Source organism: Vibrio sp. 1978 (assembly GCF_033344345.1).
Genome location: NZ_JAWPOP010000019.1, coordinates 39,521 through 65,585, shown reverse-complemented (window position 1 = coordinate 65,585; position 26,065 = coordinate 39,521). Strand labels below are relative to the sequence as shown.

The following is a 26,065-nucleotide window of genomic DNA, read 5'->3' as shown; positions in this document are numbered from 1 at the left end:
CGGTTCGAGTTTGGCTCTGACCTCTACAAAACCATCTAAAAAAGCGATTCCAGATAAACCTATGTGACCATCCGGAATCTCGCTTTAGACGTATCAGCAGAGCGACTCTTCCAGCCTACGCGATAAGAAAAGCTGCGTCATTCTAGCGAGACTAAGAATCTACTTGCCGCTTGCTGCAGACCATAGAACCATGAATAAACTCAATACAATCTGAGGGTAAATTCTGAATCACGCTCGTTCCTCTCGGTTCAGAATAACAGTTCGAGTTTGGCTCTGAGCTCTACAAAACCATCTAAAAAAGCGATTCCAGATAAACCTATGTGACCATCCGGAATCTCGCTTTAGACGCATCAGTAGAGCGACTCTTCTAGCCTACGCGATAAGAAAAGCTGCGTCATTCTAGCGAGCCATAGCGAGACTAAAAATCTACTTACCGCTTGCTGCAGACCATAGTGCCATGAATAAACTCAATACAATCTGAGGGTAGATTCTGAATCACGCTCGTTCCTCGCTGTTCAGAATGACGGTTCGAGTTTGACTCTGACCTCTACAAAACCATCAAAAAAAGCGATTCCAGACGAGCCTATTTGACCATCCGAGATCTCGCTTTAGACGCATCAGCAGAGCGACTCTTCCAGCCTACGCGATAAGAAAAGCTGCGTCATTCTAGCGAGCCAAAGCGAGACTAAGAATCTACTTACCGCTTGCTGCTGACCATAGAGCAGTTAGCAAAACGTCTCGATATACAGCGCTTCGACTTTGTCCCGCGCCCATTGCGTTTTACGCAGGAACTTCAGCGACGATTTGATTGAAGGATCTTTCTTGAAACAGTTCACTCGAACGCGCTCATACAGGCCATTCCAACAAAAGTGTTCAACTAGTCGGGTGACGATTTTTTCTAAACTCAACCCGTGAAGTGGGTTATTCGGCTGCTGTTGGCTCATGCTATTGATCCGGTAAAGTGAAGTTGCGCGCTAATCTAACTCAAACTCGCCATGCAACCTAATGTTTTAACCTTGAATTGGCCTACGACTCTCCCCTATAGTAGCCCAAACTTCTTAAAAGCCCTTTTCATTATGAAAGCCCTCAACGACCTCAATATTTTTGTCGAAACAGCGCGCCAAGGCAGCTTTTCAAAAGCCGCTAACAGCATGGACATGACACCTGCCGCCATTAGCGCATCGATTAAGCGTCTTGAAGGGCAAATCGGTTTCCCACTGTTTGTGCGTTCAACCCGAAGCCTGCGTTTAACCTCAGAGGGCGAACTGTTTTTAGACAAAACCACGCAAGCGTTGGCAACATTGCAAGAGGGGTTGGATCAGATCTCAAGTGCGCGCGGGGAGTTGTCTGGTCAGCTGCACATTACTGCACCCTCCGATTTTGGTCGCAATATGTTGCTCGATTGGGTGGATGAGTTCATCGATCTCTACCCAAATGTTTCCATTAAACTAGAGCTGTCCGATAGCTTGACGGATATGTATACCAAGCCTGTCGATATTGCGATTCGCTACGGCGAACCGGCCGACTCCAATCTGGTCGTATTGGCATTGTGTGGGTCAAACGAACGGATATTATGTGCATCGCCAGAGTACGTAGCTACACATCCAGAACTCACCTCTCCTGCCGATTTAACGCAACACAATTGCTTGTGCTACATGGTCGCGGATTCGGTCTACAACAAATGGACGCTCACGCGTGACGGCGAGAAAGAACAAATCGTGGTCAGCGGTAACTTGTTGAGCAACGATAGTGACTTGCCACACCGGTTAGCGATCAAAGGCAAAGGCATTGCGAATAAATCATTGATGGACATTAGCCGAGACTTAATCGAGGGAAGATTGGTGCGAGTGTTACCAGAGTGGGATTGCGGCCCAGTGCCGCTCTACATGGTATGTGCCGATCGTCGATTATTGACGCCAACGATTCGGACTTTCCGCGACTTTATCCAACAAAAATGCTGCCAGCAACGCGCCAACGTGCTGGCAACCTTCTGTCATTAGGCGATAAATCGAAGAGGACGAATCTGGGTATATTCAACCCAATCATTCTCTTCCAATGTTTCAAGAAACGTCGCCATATGCGGGCTTTGCAAATGCTTATCCAAGGCCTCTTGCGATGCCCAGATTTCTTGGAACATAAATAGGCCATCAACTTTTTCGTCGAGATACAACTCGTATTGGCAACAGCCTTCTTCTTTACGAGTTGGCTCTAGTAAACCAGCAAGCAAATTCACCACCTGATCCTTACTATCTGGATAGGCTTTCACTTCTGCGACTAAGTGGATCATCGTTTTATCACTCTTTTGCGATTTATATATTGATTACGGGGTTCTACGTCACCTGTAAGTAAGCTCGAATTAGATCTCGGTGAATACGGTTTCTGCGTCCCAGCGAGACTTTGGCGTTTTCGCGTTGAAGTCATCTTCCGCGTGGTAGCCAAGCGGCACGATCACAACACTGGTATAACCTTTTTCACGCAAGCCAAATTCTTCATCCAGCACTTTTGGATCAAACCCTTCAATTGGTACTGCATCGATTTCTAACGTCGAAGCACCCAACAGCAACGTACCCACGTTGAGGTAAACTTGTTTCTCCATCCAATGGTTTGCATCTTTCAAATCAAAACGGTGCATGTTCACAAAGTAGCTACGACCACCGCGCACAGCCGCTTTCGCTTCTTCAGTTGGGAATCGACCATCTTTTTCTTCTTGCACCATTAGCGCTTCAATGTAGTCGTTATCAATGCCTGTTTTTGCACAAAACACCAATACGTGAGAAGCGTTGAGAATCTTCGCCGCGTTAAACGCGTAATTCTCTTGCGCCGCTTTAGCGATGCGCTGCTTGCCTTCTTCTGTGCTTGCCAGAATGAAATGCCAAGGCTGGGAGTTCACACTCGATGGACTAAAACGAATCAGCTCTTTAACTGCGTCGATTTTTTCTTGAGGTAGCTTGCGCGTTGGGTCAAACACTTTCGTTGAGTAACGAGATTTTGCAGCTTGTACGATATCCATGAGGTTCTCCAATTAATGAATTTAAGCTGTGTAACAGCATAACCTCATGAGATAAAGGGAAAAACCGATTTCGATTAAAAACATTTTCAAAATAAATTTGAAAATAAAACGATAAGAAAGGCTTTGAGCGTTCTCACTGAACTTCTTCATCTTTTCAGCAATAATGCATGTTTGCTCGCAACCAAACTCAACTCATGCTGCCTCAAGATAACGTTATTACATCCTTTCTGTGCAAAAAGCTCGGTCACAATCACCTTCGAATTGCCGGCGAATATTGGCACATTGAGAAGTTGGTGGCCTTGCAATGCATGATGTTGAAAGAAGCGCCTAACCTCCAAGAAGGGCTGCTTTGGTGGAGCAAAAGTGTCTCATTATTCGACCGCCGTTTGTACGTCACATTGCAACATGGTGATGCCCAAATCCATCTGCAAGTAGAATGCAGAACAGCCGATATGCCAAATTGGGCGGAGTCGGTGTTTGGCTTGCTCAAAATGCAGTTGGAGACGCTTGAGCTAAGCGAATCAATACAAGTACAAGTTCACGCCAACAATCCACTCACGGCCGATATTTTTCTAAAGGAAACGCGAGATTCTAAAACGAGTTCAAGCGTGTTTGAACTGGTGAAACATGTTTATTTGCTACTTTCTCACCAGCCAATTGAACAACCCGAATTGCTGAGTGTTTTGAACGCCTTGTTCATCAAAAACAGCAATTACGCGCTCAAGTTAGAGCAAGCGGCAAGGCAACTGGGCGTCTCCAAACGCACCTTGCAACGTCGACTGCAAGAGAAGCAAATGAGCTACTCTCAATGCGTTGATTTCGCTAAAAGAAAGCAAGCACTCACTTTGCTTGCCGACACCCAACTCACAACGCAGCAAATCGCCTATCAACTTGGTTATGAAGAACCTTCGAACTTTCACCGCACTTTTCGTCGTTGGTATCCGTTTTCACCCATGCAATATCGCCAGCAGTGCTTAGATAACCGCACTCATCTCAACAACCACCCCATCCGCTTGTACTACGCCAAAGCGAATACTTTAGCCGATAACGACATTGACCAACCCGTCGGTAAAATCTGGATGGAAGTGGATAATATTGCGTTTGAGAAAGTGGTCTCGGTAGAATGCCGTGACCGTGATGGCGCATGGCGGCGCTACCCCGCTTTCTTCGAGCGTTTTTTAAGTCATGGCACCGAACTATGGGCAACGACCGAACTTCCGGTAGCGCACCCCCTTACCTTTCGCCTTTGTTATGAAGTCGATGGGGAACGTTACATTGAGAATAACCACCAGCGTGACTATGTGGTCTCCAAGGGGCTTTTAATTGGCGCAACGGAATACATTGTCCCGACAAGACAACTTATCCAACTCGGCACTCAGTACACCTTGTTTGTGGAACTCGCGTGTAGATTAAAAGACGTAGCGAAGATCGATTGCTACGTGGGTGACGCGCCAGCTCTGCACGCAATGAGCCAAACTCAGAATGCAGAAGATTACACATGCTGGGCGCTACAACTTCCCCTCACCCAAACGGCTAAACAGTGTCGATTCCGACTCTATGATCATTCTGGTAATGAGTTAGCCAAAGACCATTACCCGATTCAATACCCAATTGTGCAACCACTCAGTTAAATATGTAGCACAGTTCAAATTCAGCACTTCGTGACATCATTTCACGTCTCTTTTGGCGTGAAATGACACTCTCAATTTCAAACCTTTGATTTATCGTTTCCGCATTGCTGCACAACGGAGACAAAAACCGTGTTTGAAACCTTACCTAACCCTATGAATAAAATAAAAATACTCCCTATAGCGATCGCCCTAGCTCTTTCTGGCTGTGGTAGCGATGAAACTACGCCAACCGATACAGGAAGCCACGTGGCATCTCCTGATTGGCAAGACCAGATCATTTACTTCTTGATGATCGACCGTTTTAACGACGGCGACAACACGCTTAACGATCAAGGTCAGAATGAATACGATCCTACCTCAGACAAGAAATTCAGTGGTGGAGACCTGGTTGGTGTCAGTGACAAACTGGGCTACATCGAAGACCTAGGCGCTACCTCTATCTGGATTACACCGCCAGTGGCAAACCAATGGTGGGATGCCGAGCAAAACTACGGCGGCTACCACGGCTACTGGGCGCGTGATTTCCAAAAAGTGGATGAGCACTTTGGTGACATGGAAAGCTACCAAGCGTTAGCGCGAGAAGTGCACGCTCGTAATATGTTCTTGATTCAAGACATCGTGACCAACCATGTAGGCAACTTCTTCACCTACAATGATCCTTACAGTTATGATCCAAGCCTACCTTGCCAAGGCTTCCGTTTGATTAAAAATGCGCTACCCGCCGGGCAAGAACTGCCGTACCCACTCAACATGAATGAGTGTAAAACAGACGGCACAGGCAGCTACCACTGGACGCCAACCATCACCGACCACAACGATCCAGTACAAGAAAAAACCTGGCAACTGTCGGATCTGGATGACCTAAATACGTCCGATCCTGAAGTACGCGCTTATCTAAAAGAGAGCTACCGAAAATGGATCCGAGAAGTTGGCTTTGACGGTTTCCGTATCGATACCGTGAAGTTTGTAGAGCACGATTTCTGGAACGACTTCCTGCACGCCGACGATGGTGTGATGACTCAAGCGGTTGATACTGGTCGCGATAACTTCCTCACCTTTGGTGAAGTCTTCGAAACATCTACGCCTTACCACACCGAAGGCGAAGAGAAGATGCTGACTTACATCGGTGAAAGTGGCTCGCCGAAACAGCTAACCTCGGTACTGAACTTCCCATTGCAAGCAACCATGACGCGCGTATTTGCATCAGGGCAACCGACCGACTATTTACGTTTCCGTCTTGAGAAGATGATGGAGATGTTCCCGAATCCATACATCATGCCGAACTTCATTGATAATCACGACATGCCACGTTTTCTGTCGCAAGGTAGCGTGAATGACATGAAACAAGCACTGATCACCATGATGAGCGTACCGGGCATTCCTGTGATTTACCAAGGTACAGAGCAAGCGATGCCAGCAGCGCGCGATGCGATGTTTGCTGGCGGTTACCGTGAAGACGGCGACTACGTAGATTCATTCGACCAAAACAGCGAGATGTACTTGTTCATCCAAGAGCTTGCTAAGTTACGTACCGAAAACAAAGTCATGACACGCGGCGAAATGAAAGTCATTGGCAGCGATAAAGCTGGTGCAGGTGTGTTCGCCTTTACCCGCACTTTGGATAACGACGAAGTCTTAGTGGTAATGAACACATCTAACTCCCCAATGTTGATGAACCAACTCGATGTAGAGCAAGCGGGCGGCACCGTTTTCCAACAACAAATCATATCTAACTGGGCAGAAGCTCCAGAACAGTTAATCGCCGATGAAAACGGTCACGTAACCCTTGAGCTACCAGCCAAATCTGCCGTGATTTACTCGAAAACTAACGACATCCAATCGGTAGAGACCCCAGACCTCAACATCCAACTGGCACAGGATTGGGAAGGACAAACCATCACTGATGACATAGTGATTACTGGTACTGCTAACGCAAACGAGAAGTTGAACCTTGTCGTCGACGGTAATCTAAAAACCGCACAAGCGATTACCGTTGGTGCTGACGGTCAATTTAGCGTGACTTTATCTACCCGTCACTTTGCGATTGGCGAACAGCAACACCGCTTCGCGATTTACTCCACTGAGAAAAAAGCAGGCATTGAAGATGTGAACTTTGTGTCGGACTTAAGCTGGTCGAACACGCCAGACGACACTATTGATGACGCAAGTGATGCGCAAGATGGTATGGGCGGTCCTAACGGTAACTACTCGCTACCAACGGATCCAACGTTCGATAAAGATAACAGCCAACTCGCAATCAACAAAGCTGAGGTATTTACCGTCGGCAGTAACGTGCGCTTGACCTTCACCATGGACAAGATCACCGATACTTGGTTGCCGCCAAACGGCTTTGACCACGTTGGTTTCACCATCTTCATTGATTTACCGGAAAAAGCAGCAACCAACCTAACGGAACTACCAAAGATCAACGCTTCTATGCCAAACGGAACATGGAGTCGCAATGCTGTGGTCTTCGGCTGGCAAAGCTCGATTTACAACACTCAAGGGGCAAACGCGACAACATGGGGCGAAGCGGTGACGCCAGCACCAATGGTGACGGTAGATAAAGCCAACAACACCATTTCGATGGACTTTGCGAGTGACGCGCTTGGTCGACCTGATTCACTGGATGGCATTCGATTCTATGTGACAACTTGGGACTTGGATGGATTGTCTGCCACTTACCGTCCACTTGAACAAGACAAAGGTCCTTGGAACTTCTCTGGCGGCGCTTCGGATGAGAGCAAGATTTGGGATGACTTACCAATCATCACCTTGTCGGAATAAACCGTTAAATAAAACACCGCCCAGCGTTTAGCTGGGCGGCCATCAACAAAAAATGCAGAAAGACACTTCTGCTCGTTTTTATTCTAGTTAAAGAACGATTTCACCCACAGCACCAGACTGTCCCAAAGCTGAGCGAACCACGAGCCCTCTTCTACCGCTTGGCTGCTGACCAAGGGATAACTCGCCACGGTACTGTCATCGCTTTTCCAAACGACCTTACCAATCTCATCTCCTTGCGCGATCGGCGCAATCAACGGTTCATTTAACACCACACTCTTATCAAGCCCAGCCGTCATTGAACGAGGCAGAGTGAGATAGGCATCTTTAGCAAAGATCGCCTCAATTTGATTAGCATTTCCCTTCCAAACGCGAACTTTAGACTCAACTTCCCCCTGTTTAGCAACTTGCTTGGTGTCATAAAAGCGAAAACCATAGCTGAGTAGATTCTTCGATTGGCTGATCCTAGCCTGTTTACTTGGCGTACCCATCACCACCGAGATAAGGCGCATTCTTCCTTCTTTGGCCGAGCTCACCAAGCTGTATCCGGCATTGCTGGTGTAGCCGGTTTTGCCCCCGTCGACATCAATGGAATTGTCCCATAACAACTTATTGCGGTTGTACTGCGTAATGTCGTTCCACTTGAAGACTTTCTCGCTGTATAGCGCATACACATCAGGAACATCGCTGATGATCGACTGCATGAGTTTTGCCATATCGGTTGGTGAGGTTTGGATGCCATCACTATCAAGACCATGGGAGTTCACAAAATAGGTGTCTTGCAGTCCTAATTTCTCCGCCCAACCATTCATCAAGGCGACAAAGCCGCGTTCACTGCCTGCAACGTGCTCAGCCAGTGCAACGCACGCGTCATTTCCTGATTGGATGATCACGCCGCGCATTAAGTTCGCAACACTAATTTCATCTTTCGGTTTGATGAACATTTTAGAAGAACCGGGAAACTTGGCCGACCACGCGTTTTCGCTCACGGTGACAACATCATCCCATTTCAAACGCCCCGCTTTGATTTCTTGTCCAACTACATAAGCGGTCATCAACTTGGTTAAACTCGCCGGAGCAAGGCCTGCTCGCCCGTTATGCTCGGCAATAATGGCACCGGATTGAAAGTCCATTAATACGTAACCTTTTGCCTGTAACTGAGGTGGGTTGGGCGTAACAACGGCAAAAGTAGGTACGCTCATTAAACAAGTCACAATTGTCCATCGAGCCAGTGACACTTTCATCCGACTTCCTCCATGCTCTTACTTTGTCGCAACTCTATTGAGCATAGCTCACTCAACCAGTTGCACCAGTCGCTAATCGTTTCATTTTCTTGAACTTACATTGATTTGACCAAGGTATAGAACTGAAGAGGCAATTGGGAAATAGCGTTGGTTCTTCGCGCCATTCGCAGTAAAGTAGCGCTACCCCTCAATAAGGAAATAAAGATAACAATGAACGCTCAATCATTTATCGACGCAGGATTGCATTACACTCCCCACAGTTTTACCGTTCCTCTGGATTACCAAGACGCAAGCAAAGGCACCATTAGAGTCTTCGCCCGTTCGGTTTGCCTAGTTGGCGATGAAGAATCGACCAAACCTTGGTTGGTTTACTTTCAGGGCGGGCCTGGCTTTCCCTCTCCACGTCAAAACGGCAATAATGGCTGGGTAAAACGCGCCCTGCAAGAGTACCGAGTTTTGCTTCTCGACCAGCGCGGTACGGGCAACAGCAGCGTAATTAATCACCAGACGCTTGCTCACCTCACGCCAGAGCAACAAGCAGACTACTTGAGCCACTTCCGAGCGGATAACATCGTGCGCGACGCGGAATACATTCGTGAGCAATTTGGCGTCGAAAAATGGGCGATCTTAGGTCAAAGCTTTGGTGGGTTTTGCTCCCTCACCTATTTGTCTTTGTTCCCAGACAGCTTGCTACAAAGCTACATCACAGGTGGCGTGCCATCAGTCTCGCGTCATGCCGACGATGTGTATGAAGCCACCTTCAAACGCACCATGGAGAAAAACCAAGCGTTCTTCCAACAATTTCCAAGTGCGCAACAACTTTGCCAAAACATTGCGAATCACTTGCTGGAAAATGAAGAGTACCTACCAAATGGTCAACGCTTCACGGTGGAACAATTTCAACAAATCGGCATCAATTTTGGTGTGAGTGATACTTTCTTGCCAACTTACTATTGGCTAGAAAGCGCGTTGATTGAAGTGAACGGCAAACCACAACTTCGCTATGAGTTCTTGAACGATATGTTGGCGCAGCAAAACTTCCAAACCAACCCGATCTACGCCATTTTGCATGAATCGATTTACTGCCAAGGCTTTGCGTCGAGTTGGAGTGCGCACCGTGTTCGCCAAACCCGACCAGAGTTTAATTATGAACTTGGCCAGCCATTTTACTTTACGGGGGAAATGGTCTTCCCGTGGATGTTCGACCAATACGTCAACCTTAAACCACTAAAAGACGCCGCAGAAATATTGGCCGCGAAAGACGATTGGGCTGCGCTGTACGATCAAAATCAACTGGCTCAAAATAAAGTGCCTGTCAGTTGCGCCGTTTACGCCGATGATATGTTTGTTGAAATGGATATCAGCCGAGAGACGCTCGCGTTAATCCCAAATTCAAAAGCGTGGATCACCAACGAGTACGAGCACAACGGTTTGCGTGCCGACGGTGAACGCATTCTCGACAGGCTCATTGCCATGGGTAAACAGACCGCAGCTGCGTTGAAATAAGCAGGACAGACGTTAGAAATACGCCTTTTTAGTATTTGATGAAAAGGCGTTTATAGCGGTTTATGAACAATGGCGATCAGTCATTCACTCTTTGTCCCTAAACCTTTATCCCTCACCACCTCATGTATAAAACTGCGACATGTCCTTTCCTTGTCAATGACTCCGGTGATTACTTGGTGCTTCTTGCGCCTAACTTTTTTGAAGGGCCCAAAACAGCATAAATTTAAACCAAAAGTATCGGCTCCAACCTACCTAACCCACTATAATTAATGCTTATAATTTGAACACATAGCGGCTTCACCTGCGGACATGCTCCCCCTATCAAAGACCGCCAGGCCCCGCCTACTCATAATATCCGTATAATTTGTCCGTATTTCCGACTAGTTTAGTCAGGTATACTTCGTGCCGCTAAAATTTTAAGGTCGTTGACCACCTGTATTTTTAAAGGAAACCTCATGAGTCAGTATGTAGTTTGTGCGCTGTACAAGTTTGTTGAGCTGAATAACTATCAAGAGCTACGCGAGCCATTACTTGCGTTGATGGAAAAACACCATATTCGCGGAACATTACTACTGGCAAGTGAAGGTATCAACGGTACTGTTGCATCTGATCGTGCAGGTATTGATACGCTACTGGAGTGGCTAAACAACGAACCTCGTTTGACTGGCACCGTATACAAAGAGTCGTATTCTGAGACCCAGCCATTCAATCGCACCAAAGTGAAACTGAAAAAAGAGATCGTAACATTAGGTGTTGAAGGTATAGACCCTCGCCACGTGGTGGGTACTTACGTGAAACCTCAAGAGTGGAACGATCTTATTGCTGATCCTGAAGTGTTTGTTGTCGATACACGTAATGATTACGAAATCGAGATCGGGACATTCAAAGGCGCTGTAAACCCAAATACTGAAACCTTTCGTGAATTCCCAGACTATGTAAAAGAAAACATGGACCCGGCAAAACACAAGAAAGTTGCGATGTTCTGTACCGGTGGTATCCGCTGCGAAAAATCAACGGCTTACATGAAAGAACAGGGCTTTGATGAGGTCTACCACCTAGAAGGCGGCATTCTTAAATATCTTGAAGAAGTTCCTCAAGAAGAGAGCATGTGGGAAGGCGATTGTTACGTATTTGACGGTCGTGTTGCAGTGAACCACCAGCTAGAAAAAGCAGATTACGATTTATGTAACGCTTGTCGTCTACCGATCACTGAAGAAGACAAACAGTCAGAATTGTTCGAGCAAGGCGTGAGCTGTCCAAAATGTCACGGCACACACTCAGAAGAACAAATTGCTCGATTCCGCGAGCGTGAAAAACAAGTTGTTCTTGCAGAGCAGCGAGGCGAGCAGCATGTTGGTGGTGAAAGTGCCAAGCAAAGAGAAGCCCGACGTGCCGCTAAGTACGCGCAAAAAGAAGCGCAGCGTAAACAAGACTAAGCCCAACTCTCCTTATATTTAGCGAGCTGCCGTAAGGTGGCTCGCTTTTACTACGCAACAATACTCTTTCAATACAATTTTGTATCCCTCACCAATACCTCTAGTTGATTGTCTCTTTTGCCTTCGGGTAGCCCCACCATTTCATCATAAGCACTTTGATGTACTAAAACCTGCTTATTTGCTTTGATATTCCTGCACTTCTTTTGCATCTCGATCAGGGAATGAGCCCTCAAAAAGATACCGTTGTCATCAGTGATAAATTGCGCTTCTCCATCAATCACGACAGATGCCTGGTACAATGCGAGATCAAGCGAATGAATGACCAATTTGTCTACATAGAAGTATTTTTGTAACTTACTCAATGGTATTGCCATGTGTCACCTCCCTGAAAGTTACCTCTACGTTTTGTAGAATAAAACCGATCATTGGATGAGATTTCTTCGGTTTACTTGCGTACAACATCGGAAACAAAGAGGATTCCGATGCAAACAATCAATGTCGTGTGGTTAAAGCGAGATTTAAGGCTGACTGACCATCAACCACTAACTCAAGCATTATCAACAAAGCACCCAACTGTGCTTTTGTATATTGTTGAACCATTGCTATTGAACAACCCACACTATTCTGAGCGCCACTGGCGATTTGTTTGGCAATCACTGCAAGACATGGATGAAACGCTCAAAGCGTATGGGCATCGAATCACGGTGCTGTTTGACGATGCCTTAGCATGTTTCCAATCAATTCAAGCGCAATATCAAATCAACGCTGTTTTTTCTCACCAAGAAATAGGACTCAACTGCACCTTTGAACGAGACCGACAAGTTGCCGCTTGGCTGTATGAGCAGAACATCGACTGGTTTGAATTCGAACACGGTGCTGTAATCAGAGGTGCAATAAACCGGCAAGGTTGGGACAAACATTGGGACTCTGTCATGAGAGCCTCAATAAGCCCTATTGAGCTCCAAACCGACTTATTGCATTCATTGGATGCAGAAGCTCTCGGCTGTTCGTTTTCGCCACCATCATCCTGGCTATCAAAATGCAAAGGAATGCAAACGGGAGGAAGCCGGCTCGCTTGGAAAACACTAGAGGACTTTTTCCATCGTCGAGGTCGTGATTACTATCGAAGCATTTCTAGTCCCACAGCCTCACGCACAGCCTGTACTCGACTTTCTCCATATCTCGCTTGGGGTAACATATCCTTGCGTGAAGTTTATCAATACCTTTTGAAACACTGGCAAGTCGCTGGGTTTCGTCGCAGCTTAATTGCATTGTCTTCACGGCTTCATTGGCACTGTCACTTCATCCAAAAATTCGAATCGGAATACGACATGGAGTTTTACTGCGTTAATCGGGCTTACGAACCATTGATTAAACAAAGTAGTACTTTCGATGAAGAAAAGTTAGCAGCATGGAAATCCGGGCATACTGGCGTACCTTTGATTGATGCCTGCATGCGCTGTTTGCACCACACTGGTTACATTAACTTTCGCATGCGTGCCATGCTGGTTAGCTTTCTTACTCACCACATGAACATGAATTGGCGAGTAGGTGTAACGCATTTAGCGCAACTGTTTCTCGACTTTGAGCCCGGAATTCATTACCCACAATTCCAAATGCAAGCAGGAGTAACCGGGACTAACACAATCCGTATTTATAATCCGATCAAGCAAGCCCAAGAACATGATCCTGACGGCACGTTCATCTACAAGTGGGTACCTGAATTGCAAATGGTTCCTCCCCCTCTTTTATTCGAGCCTTGGACAATGACCCAGATGGAAGCTGTCATGTATCAGTTGCAGCCAGATAGCCGTTACCTTGCACCTATTATCACACCAGACAACGCAGCTAAGGCAGCAAGAGAGCGCTTATGGACGTGGCGGAAACGAGCCGATGTGAAACAAGAAGGCAGACGAATTCTTGCGCGACATGTTAGACCCTCAAAAGAAAGTAGGACGCGATGATCATCTCTCAATCACAATGCGTACAAATGCAAACACACTCCAGGGAACCAGTTGTACCCTCAACTAGTAAGGAACACATTATGTTCAAACGTATCTTAGTTATCGCGGCGACACTGATGGTGACGTTATCTTTTATGCTTCCCGTCAAGGCTCATGAGCATGGCATGATGAAAGCCGATATTGTCGACGTTGCCGCTGAAAACGGCTCTTTCAATACGCTTGTTGCTGCGGTAAAAGCAGCGGGCTTGGTTGACACTCTCAAAGGGGAAGGCCCATTTACTGTTTTTGCACCAACGGATGACGCTTTTGCAAAACTGCCAGACGGCACAGTCGACATGCTCTTAATGCCGGAAAACAAAGACAAGTTAGTATCTGTTTTGACTTATCACGTCGTCCCAGGGAAAGTGATGGCTGCCGATGTTGTTAAGCTAGACAAAGCGACTACGGTTCAGGGGCAAGATGTGATGATTAAAACCATGGGCGATAAAGTCATGGTTAACGATGCAAATGTCATTGCAACCGATGTGAAAGCTAAAAACGGTGTCATTCACGTGATTGATACTGTCATCATGCCGAAATAACACCATTCAAAGGGCGGTACACTCCGCCCTTTAGACAGAACTTCTTCCACCCTTAGCACGATTCCTCTCCACTTATCCCCAACAAACCCCCACTCATTCACGATGACTATAAAAAAGATAAAAACAAAATTAAAATCAATACCTTGCAAGACAACACTGCACAATATTGACGAGGTTAAGATATCGTTATCTTTCAATTTGAGAACAGGATTCCATGTCAGTGACGTTTACTTTTCCACATGTAAATTCTTAAGCTAAATTTTGGCTGCTCAATCACATTTCGGCAAACCATTCGAAAGGGTGGGACGCAAAGCTTCCGGTCTGTCAGCATTTAAAAATCTAAAAGAATGCTCATGATAGCGGGGTTACCATGACGCAGTGTTACAGAAGTCCAATTTCTGTAGAGTTGCTTTATGCTCAGCATGCGCCGGAGTGTGACATTAGTTTGTCAGCCATAACAGAGGACATGTGATGAAATCATTTCCAACCAAATCCGTACTCGCGTTAGCACTTGCAAGCATTAGCTCAGGTGCTGCGGCTCACGGTTATGTATCAGAAACCAATGGTGGTGTCGCTGCAAGTCGCTCGGCACTATGTAAGTATCCAACGCCAGATACTAACGAAAAAAATAATAACTGCGGTGCGATTCAATATGAACCGCAAAGCGTTGAAGGCCCTGATGGCTTTCCCGAAACAGGGCCTCGCGATGGTAAAATAGCGAGTGCCGAAACCGCTTTAGCAGCTGCCCTTGATGAGCAAACTGCCGACCGCTGGGTAAAACGCCCTATTCAAGCAGGTACACAAACTTTTGAATGGACATTTACCGCTAACCACGTGACGCGCGACTGGAAATATTACATCACCAAGCCTGATTGGAACCCAAACGCTTCACTATCACGAGACTCTTTTGATCTAACTCCTTTCTGTGTCATCGACGGCAATATGGTTCAACCCCCGAAACAGGTAAGCCATCAATGTAATGTGCCTACTCGCGAGGGATACCATGTCATCCTGGCAGTATGGGATGTTGGCGACACTGCAGCCTCATTTTATAACGTGATCGATGTGAAATTTGATGGTGACAGTCCCGTTATTCCAGATTGGAAGCAAGGCGGTCAAATTATTCCTACAATGGATTTAAATATTGGGGATTCGGTTTATACACGCGTATTTGATCAAGCAGGTGAAAACGTGGCGTATAGAACTGAACTAGAAATTACCGATGCAGCAATGGGCCAAGCGAAAAACTGGTCTTACGCACTCGCGACTAAGCTAAACCAAAAACAAGCAAAACTGCAAGCCGGGCAGTATGCAGAGGATAAATTCACTCCTGTTTATGGTACTAATCCGGTGTATCTGCAAGCAAATAGCGGCCTTGAGCGAGTAGAGATCGGCTATAACATTGAAACTCCTGTCCCAGAATACTCACTCACAGTAGATGGCTTAGCAGACGAGTATATCATTGAGTCAACACCGACAACGTTGGATCTGACACTAACTGCTGAAGGCGATTTAAATGCAGAACTCACCGTTTACAATCACCATCGCGAACCACTTGCAAGTTGGGCAAACGAAATGAAAGACGGCTCGGTAGAGGCGATATCGCTCGCTTTAAGTAAATCGGAGCCGGGTCACCATATGCTCGTAACACGTATTAAGGATAAAGATGGCAACTTGGTGGATCAGCAAACACTCGACTTTCACTTAAAAGAAGAGTCAGTTACTCCACCACCATCTGGTGAGTACGATTTTGTCTTCCCTGAAGGACTATCTAGCTACACGGCGGGCACAAAAGTGCTTGCCAGCGACGGGGGCATTTATCAATGTAAACCTTTCCCATACTCTGGTTACTGTATGCAGTGGAAAGAAAGCGCAAACCATTACGAGCCTGGAATAGGTTCACACTGGGAGATGGCTTGGGATAAAGTCAACTAAATCACCCTTTGAACGTTAAGTAAAAAGAGCCTCACTATGAGGCTCTTTTATAATCAAACGCAAAAATGACAGCTTTCCCGGTCTAAACCATGAACACCAGATAAACTAGTGAGATGCGCTCGCCCCTCAATCAGCCCCATTTCATACCCTTCTAGTAAAACGGATTGTCGCATTGATAAGCGCTGAACATGAAAATTATCTGGTGGGGCAATCACCCTAACATGTGTTCCTGGTGGAGGGTTACGAATAAACTCTAATGATTGATTATAGTTATCTGCACGTCTTAACATCGCATCCGCCATTTTGGGGTGCTCCGCAAACAGTTTCTTCATCAGCCATGTGGTCTTAACTGGTTTTTTGGCATAATTCAGCGGGTGAGAGAGTACTACGGTTATGTCGCGAGCCCCTCGACGATAAGCCTCACGCACTGGGATAGAATCAGCGACCCCACCATCGGTATAACAACCACCAGAAAAACAAGGGGTATGCTTGTAGGCAATCGGTAACGCTGTTGTCGCTTCAATCGCATGGTGAAAATTATCACGTGTCACGCGATAGTAATCTGCTTGCCCTGTATCTACATTTGTTGTCGCTGCGAGAAAAGGAACGCCATTAAACAGTTTATTTTCATCGACGGGATACAAGCGATTAGATTCTTCAAACAACCACTTCACATCGATGAGGTCCCCACCTTTAACGAAGCGAGTCGGGTCAAAAAAGCGTTTGCTTGTGGCCAGCTTAGTAATGACGTTAATACTGCGATGTGGGTAGTCGGTCAAATACCCAATCAAATTTGATGCACCAGCAGATACACCGACTGCAAAATCAAACGGTTTATAACTCTGCTCTAAAAACGCATCTAACACTCCGCTTGCGAAGACGCCTCGCATCGCGCCACCTTCTACTACAATTGCTTTTGTTGCCATATTTCCCCCATTCTCCTTGCCAAAAGAGTAATGAAATTCGTGCAATCACAACAATTGAATATTCTTATTATTGAAATAGGTGAAGTCTATTTATTTCTCTCTTAGAAAATGAAAACTAAAGTTCAAAAAATCCGTACCCGTTAGAAATGTAATTGCGGGCTTAACCAAGGTGGCAAGGTCTAAGAGAAATCTAGGAGAAAACCGTTTTATAGGCTTCGCCCGCGCCATCAATGAACATTTGAGTACCAATAACCGCTAGAATTAAGCCCATCATTTTAGTCACAACATTTAGAGCACTTGGTCCAACCGCTTTGACCAATTTGTCTCCAAATAAAAACAGTACATAGGTGATCGCACAGAGGACAGCGAAAGAAACGATAGTAATAATGGTTTGATCGAAACCACCCGCTGTCGCAAAGTTCATCGCGGTAGCAATCGTTCCAGGCCCAGCTAATATTGGCATCGCCAGTGGAGACACTGCAATACTCAATGCCGCCCGTTGCTGAGCTGGTGAATACGCCTTCTCTTTGGTTTTCTGATGCGTCGAATCACCTTGAAGCATGTTAAAACCTATCAAAAACACCAAAATACCGCCTGTTATTCGCAATGCATAAAGCGTGATGCCAAACAAATCAAAAATTAACTTACCGGCAATAGAAAATATCGCGATGATAATAAATGCAATAAAAACCGAGCGGAGCGCAATGGAACGGATGGTTTCTTTATCTTCATCAGCAGTTAAACTCAAAAAGATGGGAATATTGGCGATAGGGTTCATGATGGCAAAGAAGCCCATAAACACCGTAACTGTATGAACAATGAGTTCTTTCATATTTTCCACTGCATTTAAATTATTGATTCTAAAAACAGTATATACGCTCTCAAACAGAACGAGTGGTGTATTCTCGATTCGTCTTCACACTTATGCACCAAGCATTGTTTTTCTTTTGAGATAGTTTACCGACTCATCAAATGTCGCTAAGGTGAGTCTTCAGCCTTTACACGTAACAGGGGATGTTAAGTCACCATGAACAGCACGATTCAAACAATTCTCAATCACCGCTCAATTCGAAAATTCACCTCACAACCGATTGAGAGCGAACAATTAGATGCCATTCTTCAAGCCGGTCTTGCGGCGTCCTCATCAAGCATGTTGCAAGTCGTTTCAATTATCCGCGTGACCGACAAAGAAAAACGTACGCTATTAGCTCAATATGCCGGAAATCAAGGGTACGTTGAAAGCGCGGCTGAGTTTTTGGTGTTTTGCATTGATTACCAACGCCACGCCAGTATCAACCCAGATGTTCAAGCTGACTTTACCGAGTTAACGCTAATAGGCGCTGTAGACTCGGGCATCATGGCACAAAATTGCTTGCTAGCGGCGGAGTCGATGGGACTAGGAGGTGTGTATATTGGTGGTTTACGAAACAATGCCCAAAAAGTAGACGAATTATTAGGTTTACCTAAAAATACCGCCATTTTGTTTGGTATGTGTCTTGGTCATCCAGATCAAGCCCCTGAAGTAAAACCTCGCCTACCTAAGCATGTCGTGGTGCATGAGAATCAGTATCAATATCTAAACTTGGATGATATTCAGACGTATGACCAAACTATGCGAAACTACTATGCAAACCGTTCGAGCAATCAAAAACAGAGTACTTGGTCACAAGAAGTCACCAGTAAACTGGCTGGCGAATCACGTCCGCACATCCTGCCTTACTTAAACAGAAAAGGGCTCACTAAAAGGTGATGACTACAATACGATAGGATCAAAAAAGGCCTCTGAAGAGGCCTTTAGAATTTATCAGCAAAAACTTGCTTAGTTACCGCCTGTCGCGCCAGTGCCTGGACCCGGTGGATCTTCAGGTTCAATTGGCTCACCGACTTCCGCATCTGGAATTTGTGGTACGTCAGGTTCGATATCTTCTAATGGAATGTCGTTATCGATAGCCTCTTGTACATCAGCAACAACTTTCTGAGTATCTTCAGCTGGAATCGTTACGTAGATAACATCTCCTGAATCATTCTCAGGATAATTTGGGTTCGCCGTGATTACATCTTCTGTGATTGCTTTTGCAGCAACAGCTACAGCTTCAGGCGAAGCTGTTGGGTTCGCTTTGATGATATCTGATACAACGTTTGCTGTTGCAACTAGCTGAGTAGCAAGTGCGCTGTTACCACCCTCACTGCCAAGTCCTGCTACTACAGATTCTGTATCACGAAGGATTTCGTCAACTGTTTTACCACTTGCATTGATATCGATACCCAAATTCTCGAATACTTTTTCAGCGATATCAGAAGAGTATACTTCACCATCTTTTAAAGAGTTAGCAACCAAAGTCGTAAATGGAGAGCCTGTTACCAATGAATCCGCCTGGGCTAGGCCTTGAGGGATTTTGTAGTCAGATGTAATAGGTTTGCCATTTGACGCGTCTTTACTATCTTCTGTGTGCGTTAATACGAAAGCACAATCACCTGGCGCATTTACAACGTTGATATTTTCAAAACGCGCTTTACCAACCATACCTTCATAGTTTGTTGTATTTTCAATCGCGTCGTATGTCTCACCACCACATACTGCTTGAACTTTCATGCCGATAACAGCTGGGTCATAAGCCTGAACTGAGTATCTTTTTACCTCAGGGTCGCTGTCACTACCACAACCTGCTAGTAGGACTGCTGCCACACTTGCCGTTAAAAGTTTGATTTTCAAAATTAGCTCCAATATTTGTTGTTATATCCGACCGCAACAGGAAGCATAACGGCAGTTGCATATAGTGTAAATAGGATGCATACAACTTTGGCATGAGTTTTTTCACATTCTTGCCTGTTTGCTTGTGCAAAATCATGCATTCATCTCAATAACGTTAAATAGACACAATTTTGTCATGTATTCGTCAGTATTTTTTCAAGTAACTTGTTGCCTTTATTGCAACCAGATGGATAATAGTTGACTATTTTTTGTGGGTCGGATTTTCACACCTTCATTAATGAAACTAAGAGCTCTAAGTCGCTAGCAGCCATTTGGAGTGTTTATTACACAAATAATTCTGAATGGACTCGCTTTCTAAAGGCTTAAAACTGCAGTAAATCATCAATATTGATGAAATGCAGCTCAATTAGAATGAATCAATTTCAGTCGGCAAACTTTCTTTCGGTAGTTATAAACCAATGAACACATTTAATAAATTTTTGGGGATATCAGTACTTCCTATCCTTCTTACAGGGTGTACTTTGCCTGGTAGCCACCTTTCGGTCAGTGACAAAACAGTCATGAGCACTGAATCGAGTGATATAGAGTCTCAGGTTACCGTTTATCCCTTAACTTTGGAGCGCGTAACGTCTTTAAATTCAGTGGACCCTTTTTCAAAACCAAACCCAGAGTTAGATATTGAAATCGCAAAATATGAATACGAAGTAGGACCTGGCGATATCCTAAATATCACTATTTGGGATCACCCAGAGCTAACGATCCCAGCGGGCTCATACCGAAGCTCAGCCGAAGCGGGTAACTGGGTGCATTCGGATGGCACGATCTTCTACCCTTACATAGGTGTCGTACATGTTGAAGGCAAAAACGTACGTCAGATTCGTGCAGACATTGCAAGCCGCCTTGCAAAATACATTGAGAGCCCACAGGTCGATGTAAGCGTTGCGGCATTTCGCTCTAAAAAGACTTATGTAACTGGCGAAGTTAACAAGCCAGGACAACAACCAATTACAAACATCCCCCTTACACTTCTAGATGCTGTGAATAGAGCTGGCGGACTGGCTGCCGAGGCTGATTGGCGTAATGCGACACTGACACGCAATGGCGTTGTTGAAAACGTCTCTTTGTATGCTCTGATGCAACAAGGCGATTTAACTCAAAACCGCCTTCTAAAGCCTGGCGATATTGTTCATATTCCTCGAAACGATGCGCAAAAAGTATTTGTTATGGGCGAGGTTAACGATCCGAAATTACTCAAAATTGATCGTAGCGGCATGAGCCTTACTGAGGCTCTTAGCAGCGTTGGTGGTATCAGTGAAATCTCCGCAGATGCTACCGGTGTGTTTGTCATCAGACGTTCAAAAGAAGAAGCTAAAATGGCGGACATTTATCAGCTAGATGTTTCTGACGCTTCTGCTTTGGTGATTGGTACTGAGTTTGATCTCAACCCTTACGACATAGTCTATGTGACGGCTGCACCTGTTAGTCGTTGGAATCGTGTGATTGCTCAGCTCGTTCCAACCATTTCCGGCTTTAATGAACTAACTGAAGGTGTACTACGAGTACGCACTTGGCCGTAAAACAACGTGCCGCAAGAAATTATCTCTTGCGGCACGTAATCGATAGCTACTCAGCTCAATTGCGCAATATAAAGAAGCCAGCAATTCAGTTGAGATCATAAGCATACAACTTAAAGTAGGGTAAGCATTTGTTTTCTAATATTCTTGTCGTCTGTGTCGGTAATATTTGCCGCTCTCCAACAGGAGAGCGGCTTTTGCAGTCTTTACTACCAAACAAACATGTCGCATCAGCAGGAATCGCAGTAGATAAGAGCCATCTAACGGGAAAAGCTGCTGACGAGATGGCAACCACTATCGCGAACGAACATGGCGTAAGCTTAGATGGACACGAAGCACGACAATTAACACCTGAGCTTTGCGCTCAATACGATCTGATATTGGTTATGGAAAAAGGTCATTTAGAAGCCTTAACCAAAATCGCTCCTGAGGCACGAGGTAAAACGATGCTGTTTGGACAGTGGATAAATGAAAAAAACATCCCTGATCCATACAGACAAAGTAGAGAAGCTTTCGAACATGCATATACGCTTATAGAAAAAGCAGCAAAAGCGTGGTCTCAAAAACTATAAGCCGCAAGGCTAAATAAACGCCAATGGCAAGGTATTTAAGAAGTTAAAGTAATGACAACACAAACTATTAAGCAATCACGTCAAGCCGACGATGAGATCGATTTGGGAAAGTTATTTGGGATCATTCTCGATGCCAAATGGCTCATTCTATGTACCGTAGTCCTATTTTCAATTATAGGCGTCGGCGTTGCCATGCTATCAACACCTATCTATAAAGCTGACGCTCTTATCCAAATCGAAAGTAAGAGTTCAGGTGGTATTTCAGCGATGGTTGGTGATATGGGAGAGCTGTTTTCAGCAGAATCATCAGCGACAACAGAAATAGAGATCATCAAATCTCGTATGATCTTGGGCGGTACTGTTGATAAGTTCAACTTAACGACTGTCGTTTCTCCAAACTACATGCCAATTATTGGTAAAGGCCTCGCTCGACTACAAGGTGAGCAAATCAGTCTGAGCGTTTCACGATTTAATGCTCCTTCTTACGCAGTTGGCGTTCCTTTAACTCTTGAAGTTATTGATTCTGAAAAACAGACGTTCAGGCTCTTAGAAGATGACAATAACGTCATTTTAGAAGGTAAAGTTGGTGAACTGCTTGAGAAGAATGGATACCAGTTTTTGGCGACTGAACTTGTGGCTCAAACTGGTGACTCATTCACGGTCAGCAAAATCAGTAAATTAGATGCAATTAATAAACTTCAAGAAAACTTATCGATTAGCGAACGTGGTAAGCAAACCGGGATTATATCTTTAAGCTTCTCTGGTGAAGACCGCGCTAAGATTCAAGATATCTTGAACGACATTAGCCAAAACTACTTCTTACAAAACGTTCAAAGAAATTCTGCAGAGGCAGAGCAAAGCCTCGAGTTCTTGAAAGGTCACCTCCCAGACATCAAAACAAAACTGACCGCTTCTGAAGACGTTTTAAATCGATTCCGTCAAGAAAATGAATCTATCGATTTAGGCCTTGAAGCTCAGTCAACGCTGAAAGTAATGGTTGAGTTAGAAGCACAGCTAAATGAGCTTACATTCAAAGAAAGTGAGATCAGCCAACGCTTCACACAGGATCACCCAGCTTATAAGTCGCTACTTGATAAACGTGAAACACTATTAAAAGAGAAAGAACGTCTTAATAAACAAGTTCAAAAGTTACCGAAAACACAGCGTGAAGTTCTACGTATGACACGCGATGTAGAAGTAAACCAACAAATCTACATCCAACTATTGAACAAGGTTCAAGAGCTCAACATTATTAAAGCCGGAACAGTTGGCAACGTTCGAATCTTAGATAACGCTCAATCTTTCTCTAAGCCAATCAAGCCGAAAAAAGCGCTTATCGTTGTGCTAGCAACACTGCTTGGCGGTATGGCAGGCGTGGCTTTCGTATTAATTCGTGCAGCATTCCACCGTGGTGTGGAAACACCAGATCAAATTGAACAGATTGGCATGCCAGTTTACGCAAGCGTTCCAAAATCTATTCAACAACTGGAATTTGCAAACAAGCTTAAGCGCAACAAAGGCAGCAACAATGAGCTAGTCCTTCTAGCGGAAGCTAACCCAGCCGATCTTTCCATTGAGGCTCTACGTAGTCTTCGCACTAGCTTGCACTTTGCAATGATGGAAGCGAAGAATAACGTTCTTATGATTTCAGGTCCTGCACCATCTATCGGCAAAACATTTGTATCGACCAACTTTGCGGCCGTCGCTGCGAAAACCGGTCAGAAAGTGCTGCTTATTGATGCGGATATGCGTAAAGGTTATTTGCAGCAATGCTTCGGTCTACGCTGGGACAACGGTCTTTCTGATTACTTGAGCGGTAAGACATCCCTTAGCAACATCATTAAATCTACATCCATTGATAATTTAGATGTTGTGACTCGCGGCCAAGTACCACCAAATCCGTCAGAACTTCTTATGCACCCTCGCTTCAAGAGCTTTGTTGACGAGATGTCTGCACAATACGATCTAGTCATCATCGATACGCCGCCTGTACTCGCAGTTACCGACCCAAGCATTGTTGGCGCGCTTGCAGGAACAACTCTGATGGTCGCTCGTTTTGATCAAACGACTTTGAAGGAGATTGAAGTCGCGCAAGGTCGCTTCGAGCAATCAGGCGTTGAAGTTAAAGGTGTGATTCTCAATGCAGTTGAGAAAAAAGCATCTAACTCATACGGCTATGGATACGGCTACTATAACTACGCGTACAAAAGCGAATCATAACTTGAATTTAGATCGCTAATTAAACCAAATATGACAAAGCCCTGCTAGAAACAGCAGGGCTTTTTCTATTGCACTCTTAATTGCTTGTACGTAATCAAACTAAGCAAGACAAAGAATATTGGGTCACTCCAACCAAAACCGACAAATACTCCGATAATGCCGGCATAGGTAGTAATCACTGCCCCTAAGCCATTAGTAATCAATAATGCTTTAAACAGCTGTTTCGCAGTATGCCCTGATTCCACATTACGTAACATCAAACTCACCGCTGCGATTCCACCTAAAAAGATCGAAGTATGCTGCGATAAAAACAGCGCGTACTGGTCGTTAATTTGTACTCCATACATCGGCCACATTATGGTTGGTACAAAAAACAACGCAAAAGCGAATACCGTATATACGACACCATGAACGGTTAGAAAAGTGCGGTTGGTCATCATCTCCTTATCCTCTAATAGGCCCTTGATTGAGCGTCGTTAACGGCACATTGATATCGAAAATTTGACCTCGTACTTCGACTACGCCCATTTTTCGTAAGCGTGCGGCATGCGTTTCGAGATAAGCTTGCGCCGTGGCTTCATCTTCAAAAAGATAGATACCACCACCGAGTTTGTCTTTTTCGCTTTCCGTCCAGATTTTCCAAATCATGCCCGGCTCTTGGTTAATCGACTTAGCTAAGTCGACCAGAGCATTCGACATCTCGTCACCAAACGGACCATGAAATTCAAAATCAACTTGCAATAATTTCGCCATCTTGAGTCTCCTCTTCTTATTGACTCGTTTTCGATGACAAGATTATTACCTTTATAAAACTGACAGAAAAGTTCATAATTTCGCCATTAACTGTCTAAAAAATTGACTCATGAGACTAAAAACGACCTTAGAACAATGGCAAACGCTACAAGCGATTAATCAAGAAGGCAGCATTCAATCCGCAGCTTTACTGCTCAACAAGAGCCATACCACATTGATCTACTCGGTGAGGAAGTTAGAAGACCAACTTGGTATTCAACTTATCGAAGTACGAGGGCGCAAAGCGGGTTTGACAGAGCACGGCAAAACCATACTGCGTCGTGCACAATCCATGCTTGAACAAGCGCGGGAACTAGAAGTCATCAGCGAGCAGTTAAAAAGTGGTGTGGAATCTCAAATCACGGTCGCAGTAGATCATCTTTGTGACCCTTGTTGGCTTTATGCACCACTCAGTCAATTTTTGGAGGACAACAACACGACCTCCGTTCAAGTGGTTGAAACGTCACTGAGCAAAACAACCGAAATGGTCGTAAATGAGCTCGCTGACATCGCAATCATCAACTTACCGATAACCAACTACCCTGCCGAAGCATTTGGCGTAACAACCATGCTGCCTGTAATCGCAGCACACCATCCACTCGCTAAAAAGCCGCATGTTTCCATCGACGATTTTGCAACCACCAGCCAAATTGTCATCCGTGACTTAGGTGATTCAGACAAAACGAAAAGAGATGTGGGTTGGTTACGCGCACGTCAGCGTATTACCGTCGATAACTTCGACCACGCTTTTCACGCCGTAGAGCAAGGCGTTGGGTTTTGTCGGCTACCAGCGCACTTAGTCTCAGCCCGAAAGAGCGATAAAATTAAAGTATTGGAGCTCGAACACTCCCATCAATATCAAGTTGCGCTGCACCTCACTTTGCCCAAAGGAGCCAAAAGTGGTCCTGCGACTCAAGCGCTTTATCGTATTTTACTCAAAAGTGTAGAAACTCGAGTCTAGCAACAGTGGTATTGAGTTGAATCGCTAGTGTTATCGCCTATTGATTCTCCCTAAACATAGAGAAACGGCCATTTTGTGACGCTACACTCTCACAAAAGGTTGCACGAAGGATAGCGACCACCTACTATCACTCTGCTCATGCCTAAAGCACCCAACACTCGCGGAAAGAACTCGGTTCACGGCAATATCCTCACCTGCTTGGTTTAGCAGGCACAA

General features: G+C 45.2%; 23 protein-coding genes and 1 riboswitch. Of the genes, 13 read left to right on the top strand and 10 right to left on the bottom strand.

Annotated features, from left to right (window positions below; genetic code table 11):
- Window positions 1-725: 725 nt before the first annotated feature.
- On the bottom strand, window positions 726-944 hold the full coding sequence (locus R8N49_RS17650; RefSeq protein WP_186585077.1) for a VF530 family DNA-binding protein: 219 nt from the start codon (window positions 942-944) through the stop codon (window positions 726-728).
- A 132-nt stretch (window positions 945-1,076) separates the two neighbouring features.
- On the opposite strand from R8N49_RS17650, the gene R8N49_RS17645 reads away from it, so the two are divergent.
- Window positions 1,077-2,000, top strand: coding sequence for a LysR family transcriptional regulator (locus R8N49_RS17645; protein WP_158173249.1), 924 nt, complete (start codon window positions 1,077-1,079; stop codon window positions 1,998-2,000).
- Here R8N49_RS17645 and R8N49_RS17640 read toward each other — a convergent pair.
- Both R8N49_RS17640 and R8N49_RS17635 read right to left on the bottom strand, forming a co-directional pair.
- Window positions 1,997-2,287: a putative quinol monooxygenase gene (locus tag R8N49_RS17640; RefSeq protein WP_005374925.1), complete on the bottom strand. Its 291-nt coding sequence runs from the start codon at window positions 2,285-2,287 to the stop codon at window positions 1,997-1,999. The genes R8N49_RS17645 and R8N49_RS17640 overlap by 4 nt on opposite strands.
- A 69-nt stretch (window positions 2,288-2,356) precedes the next feature.
- A complete protein-coding gene (locus R8N49_RS17635; protein ID WP_005374924.1) occupies window positions 2,357-3,010 on the bottom strand; it encodes an oxygen-insensitive NAD(P)H-dependent nitroreductase NfsB in 654 nt (217 codons plus the stop codon).
- Window positions 3,011-3,177: 167 nt separating this feature from the next.
- Here R8N49_RS17635 and R8N49_RS17630 point away from each other — a divergent pair, with 167 nt between their 5' ends.
- Together R8N49_RS17630 and R8N49_RS17625 are read left to right on the top strand one after the other, a co-directional pair.
- Entirely contained in the window at window positions 3,178-4,641 is a 1,464-nt protein-coding gene (locus R8N49_RS17630; protein WP_318190028.1) for an AraC family transcriptional regulator, read from the top strand.
- Between the two features lie 129 nt (window positions 4,642-4,770).
- Entirely contained in the window at window positions 4,771-7,428 is a 2,658-nt protein-coding gene (locus tag R8N49_RS17625) for an alpha-amylase family glycosyl hydrolase (protein ID WP_318190027.1), read from the top strand.
- 83 nt (window positions 7,429-7,511) lie between these two features.
- Here R8N49_RS17625 and R8N49_RS17620 read toward each other — a convergent pair whose 3' ends face one another.
- Entirely contained in the window at window positions 7,512-8,669 is a 1,158-nt protein-coding gene (locus R8N49_RS17620; RefSeq protein WP_186585074.1) for a D-alanyl-D-alanine carboxypeptidase family protein, read from the bottom strand.
- Between the two features lie 210 nt (window positions 8,670-8,879).
- Between R8N49_RS17620 and R8N49_RS17615 the strand changes: the two genes are divergently transcribed.
- Complete coding sequence (locus R8N49_RS17615; RefSeq protein ID WP_186585073.1) at window positions 8,880-10,175, top strand: alpha/beta fold hydrolase; 1,296 nt, start codon at window positions 8,880-8,882, stop codon at window positions 10,173-10,175.
- Between the two features lie 455 nt (window positions 10,176-10,630).
- On the top strand, window positions 10,631-11,611 hold the full coding sequence (locus R8N49_RS17610; protein ID WP_005374899.1) for a rhodanese-related sulfurtransferase: 981 nt from the start codon (window positions 10,631-10,633) through the stop codon (window positions 11,609-11,611).
- Window positions 11,612-11,679: 68 nt separating this feature from the next.
- Here R8N49_RS17610 and R8N49_RS17605 read toward each other — a convergent pair whose 3' ends face one another.
- On the bottom strand, window positions 11,680-11,985 hold the full coding sequence (locus tag R8N49_RS17605) for a DUF6482 family protein (RefSeq protein ID WP_005374898.1): 306 nt from the start codon (window positions 11,983-11,985) through the stop codon (window positions 11,680-11,682).
- 108 nt (window positions 11,986-12,093) lie between these two features.
- On the opposite strand from R8N49_RS17605, the gene R8N49_RS17600 reads away from it, so the two are divergent.
- From R8N49_RS17600 to gbpA, 3 genes are all read left to right on the top strand, one after another.
- Window positions 12,094-13,575, top strand: coding sequence for a cryptochrome/deoxyribodipyrimidine photo-lyase family protein (locus tag R8N49_RS17600; protein WP_017820144.1), 1,482 nt, complete (start codon window positions 12,094-12,096; stop codon window positions 13,573-13,575).
- 80 nt (window positions 13,576-13,655) lie between these two features.
- Window positions 13,656-14,156, top strand: a complete 501-nt coding sequence (locus tag R8N49_RS17595) for a fasciclin domain-containing protein (protein WP_186585072.1) — start codon at window positions 13,656-13,658, stop codon at window positions 14,154-14,156.
- A 272-nt stretch (window positions 14,157-14,428) separates the two neighbouring features.
- Window positions 14,429-14,529: riboswitch (cyclic di-GMP riboswitch) on the top strand.
- A 98-nt stretch (window positions 14,530-14,627) separates the two neighbouring features.
- Window positions 14,628-16,091 carry an N-acetylglucosamine-binding protein GbpA gene (gene gbpA / locus R8N49_RS17590; protein ID WP_186585071.1) on the top strand — a complete coding sequence of 488 codons (1,464 nt, stop codon included), beginning with the start codon at window positions 14,628-14,630 and terminating at the stop codon, window positions 16,089-16,091.
- 53 nt (window positions 16,092-16,144) lie between these two features.
- Here the strand turns inward: gbpA and R8N49_RS17585 are convergent, their stop codons facing one another.
- Together R8N49_RS17585 and R8N49_RS17580 are read right to left on the bottom strand one after the other, a co-directional pair.
- On the bottom strand, window positions 16,145-17,017 hold the full coding sequence (locus tag R8N49_RS17585) for a patatin family protein (RefSeq protein WP_186585070.1): 873 nt from the start codon (window positions 17,015-17,017) through the stop codon (window positions 16,145-16,147).
- A 190-nt stretch (window positions 17,018-17,207) separates the two neighbouring features.
- Complete coding sequence (locus tag R8N49_RS17580; RefSeq protein WP_186585069.1) at window positions 17,208-17,849, bottom strand: MarC family protein; 642 nt, start codon at window positions 17,847-17,849, stop codon at window positions 17,208-17,210.
- A gap of 195 nt (window positions 17,850-18,044) precedes the next feature.
- Between R8N49_RS17580 and nfsA the strand changes: the two genes are divergently transcribed.
- Window positions 18,045-18,767, top strand: a complete 723-nt coding sequence (gene nfsA / locus R8N49_RS17575; protein ID WP_054728823.1) for an oxygen-insensitive NADPH nitroreductase — start codon at window positions 18,045-18,047, stop codon at window positions 18,765-18,767.
- Between the two features lie 69 nt (window positions 18,768-18,836).
- On the opposite strand, the gene R8N49_RS17570 is transcribed toward nfsA, so the two are convergent.
- Window positions 18,837-19,730 carry a hypothetical protein gene (locus R8N49_RS17570; protein ID WP_318190026.1) on the bottom strand — a complete coding sequence of 298 codons (894 nt, stop codon included), beginning with the start codon at window positions 19,728-19,730 and terminating at the stop codon, window positions 18,837-18,839.
- Window positions 19,731-20,188: 458 nt separating this feature from the next.
- On the opposite strand from R8N49_RS17570, the gene R8N49_RS17565 reads away from it, so the two are divergent.
- From R8N49_RS17565 to R8N49_RS17555, 3 genes are all read left to right on the top strand, one after another.
- Entirely contained in the window at window positions 20,189-21,307 is a 1,119-nt protein-coding gene (locus R8N49_RS17565; protein WP_017820139.1) for a polysaccharide export protein, read from the top strand.
- 128 nt (window positions 21,308-21,435) lie between these two features.
- Complete coding sequence (locus R8N49_RS17560) at window positions 21,436-21,876, top strand: phosphotyrosine protein phosphatase (RefSeq protein ID WP_085569411.1); 441 nt, start codon at window positions 21,436-21,438, stop codon at window positions 21,874-21,876.
- Window positions 21,877-21,927: 51 nt separating this feature from the next.
- Entirely contained in the window at window positions 21,928-24,096 is a 2,169-nt protein-coding gene (locus R8N49_RS17555) for a polysaccharide biosynthesis tyrosine autokinase (RefSeq protein ID WP_186585067.1), read from the top strand.
- 65 nt (window positions 24,097-24,161) lie between these two features.
- On the opposite strand, the gene R8N49_RS17550 is transcribed toward R8N49_RS17555, so the two are convergent.
- A complete protein-coding gene (locus tag R8N49_RS17550; RefSeq protein ID WP_017634450.1) occupies window positions 24,162-24,533 on the bottom strand; it encodes a hypothetical protein in 372 nt (123 codons plus the stop codon).
- A 7-nt stretch (window positions 24,534-24,540) separates the two neighbouring features.
- Window positions 24,541-24,849, bottom strand: coding sequence for a monooxygenase (locus R8N49_RS17545; RefSeq protein WP_186585065.1), 309 nt, complete (start codon window positions 24,847-24,849; stop codon window positions 24,541-24,543).
- Between the two features lie 109 nt (window positions 24,850-24,958).
- On the opposite strand from R8N49_RS17545, the gene R8N49_RS17540 reads away from it, so the two are divergent.
- On the top strand, window positions 24,959-25,849 hold the full coding sequence (locus tag R8N49_RS17540) for a LysR family transcriptional regulator (RefSeq protein ID WP_033906667.1): 891 nt from the start codon (window positions 24,959-24,961) through the stop codon (window positions 25,847-25,849).
- The last annotated feature ends 216 nt before the right edge of the window (window positions 25,850-26,065 follow it).

Coding starts and splice junctions, on each gene's coding strand:
- R8N49_RS17605 (WP_005374898.1), bottom strand. CDS start 11,985: ATGGCAATACCATTGAGTAAGTTACAAAAATACTTCTATGTAGACAAA.
- R8N49_RS17540 (WP_033906667.1), top strand. CDS start 24,959: ATGAGACTAAAAACGACCTTAGAACAATGGCAAACGCTACAAGCGATT.
- R8N49_RS17645 (WP_158173249.1), top strand. CDS start 1,077: ATGAAAGCCCTCAACGACCTCAATATTTTTGTCGAAACAGCGCGCCAA.
- R8N49_RS17620 (WP_186585074.1), bottom strand. CDS start 8,669: ATGAAAGTGTCACTGGCTCGATGGACAATTGTGACTTGTTTAATGAGC.
- gbpA (WP_186585071.1), top strand. CDS start 14,628: ATGAAATCATTTCCAACCAAATCCGTACTCGCGTTAGCACTTGCAAGC.
- R8N49_RS17615 (WP_186585073.1), top strand. CDS start 8,880: ATGAACGCTCAATCATTTATCGACGCAGGATTGCATTACACTCCCCAC.
- R8N49_RS17640 (WP_005374925.1), bottom strand. CDS start 2,287: ATGATCCACTTAGTCGCAGAAGTGAAAGCCTATCCAGATAGTAAGGAT.
- R8N49_RS17545 (WP_186585065.1), bottom strand. CDS start 24,849: ATGGCGAAATTATTGCAAGTTGATTTTGAATTTCATGGTCCGTTTGGT.
- R8N49_RS17580 (WP_186585069.1), bottom strand. CDS start 17,849: ATGAAAGAACTCATTGTTCATACAGTTACGGTGTTTATGGGCTTCTTT.
- nfsA (WP_054728823.1), top strand. CDS start 18,045: ATGAACAGCACGATTCAAACAATTCTCAATCACCGCTCAATTCGAAAA.
- R8N49_RS17585 (WP_186585070.1), bottom strand. CDS start 17,017: ATGGCAACAAAAGCAATTGTAGTAGAAGGTGGCGCGATGCGAGGCGTC.
- R8N49_RS17550 (WP_017634450.1), bottom strand. CDS start 24,533: ATGACCAACCGCACTTTTCTAACCGTTCATGGTGTCGTATATACGGTA.
- R8N49_RS17565 (WP_017820139.1), top strand. CDS start 20,189: ATGAACACATTTAATAAATTTTTGGGGATATCAGTACTTCCTATCCTT.
- R8N49_RS17630 (WP_318190028.1), top strand. CDS start 3,178: ATGTTTGCTCGCAACCAAACTCAACTCATGCTGCCTCAAGATAACGTT.
- R8N49_RS17555 (WP_186585067.1), top strand. CDS start 21,928: ATGACAACACAAACTATTAAGCAATCACGTCAAGCCGACGATGAGATC.
- R8N49_RS17635 (WP_005374924.1), bottom strand. CDS start 3,010: ATGGATATCGTACAAGCTGCAAAATCTCGTTACTCAACGAAAGTGTTT.
- R8N49_RS17600 (WP_017820144.1), top strand. CDS start 12,094: ATGCAAACAATCAATGTCGTGTGGTTAAAGCGAGATTTAAGGCTGACT.
- R8N49_RS17595 (WP_186585072.1), top strand. CDS start 13,656: ATGTTCAAACGTATCTTAGTTATCGCGGCGACACTGATGGTGACGTTA.
- R8N49_RS17610 (WP_005374899.1), top strand. CDS start 10,631: ATGAGTCAGTATGTAGTTTGTGCGCTGTACAAGTTTGTTGAGCTGAAT.
- R8N49_RS17650 (WP_186585077.1), bottom strand. CDS start 944: ATGAGCCAACAGCAGCCGAATAACCCACTTCACGGGTTGAGTTTAGAA.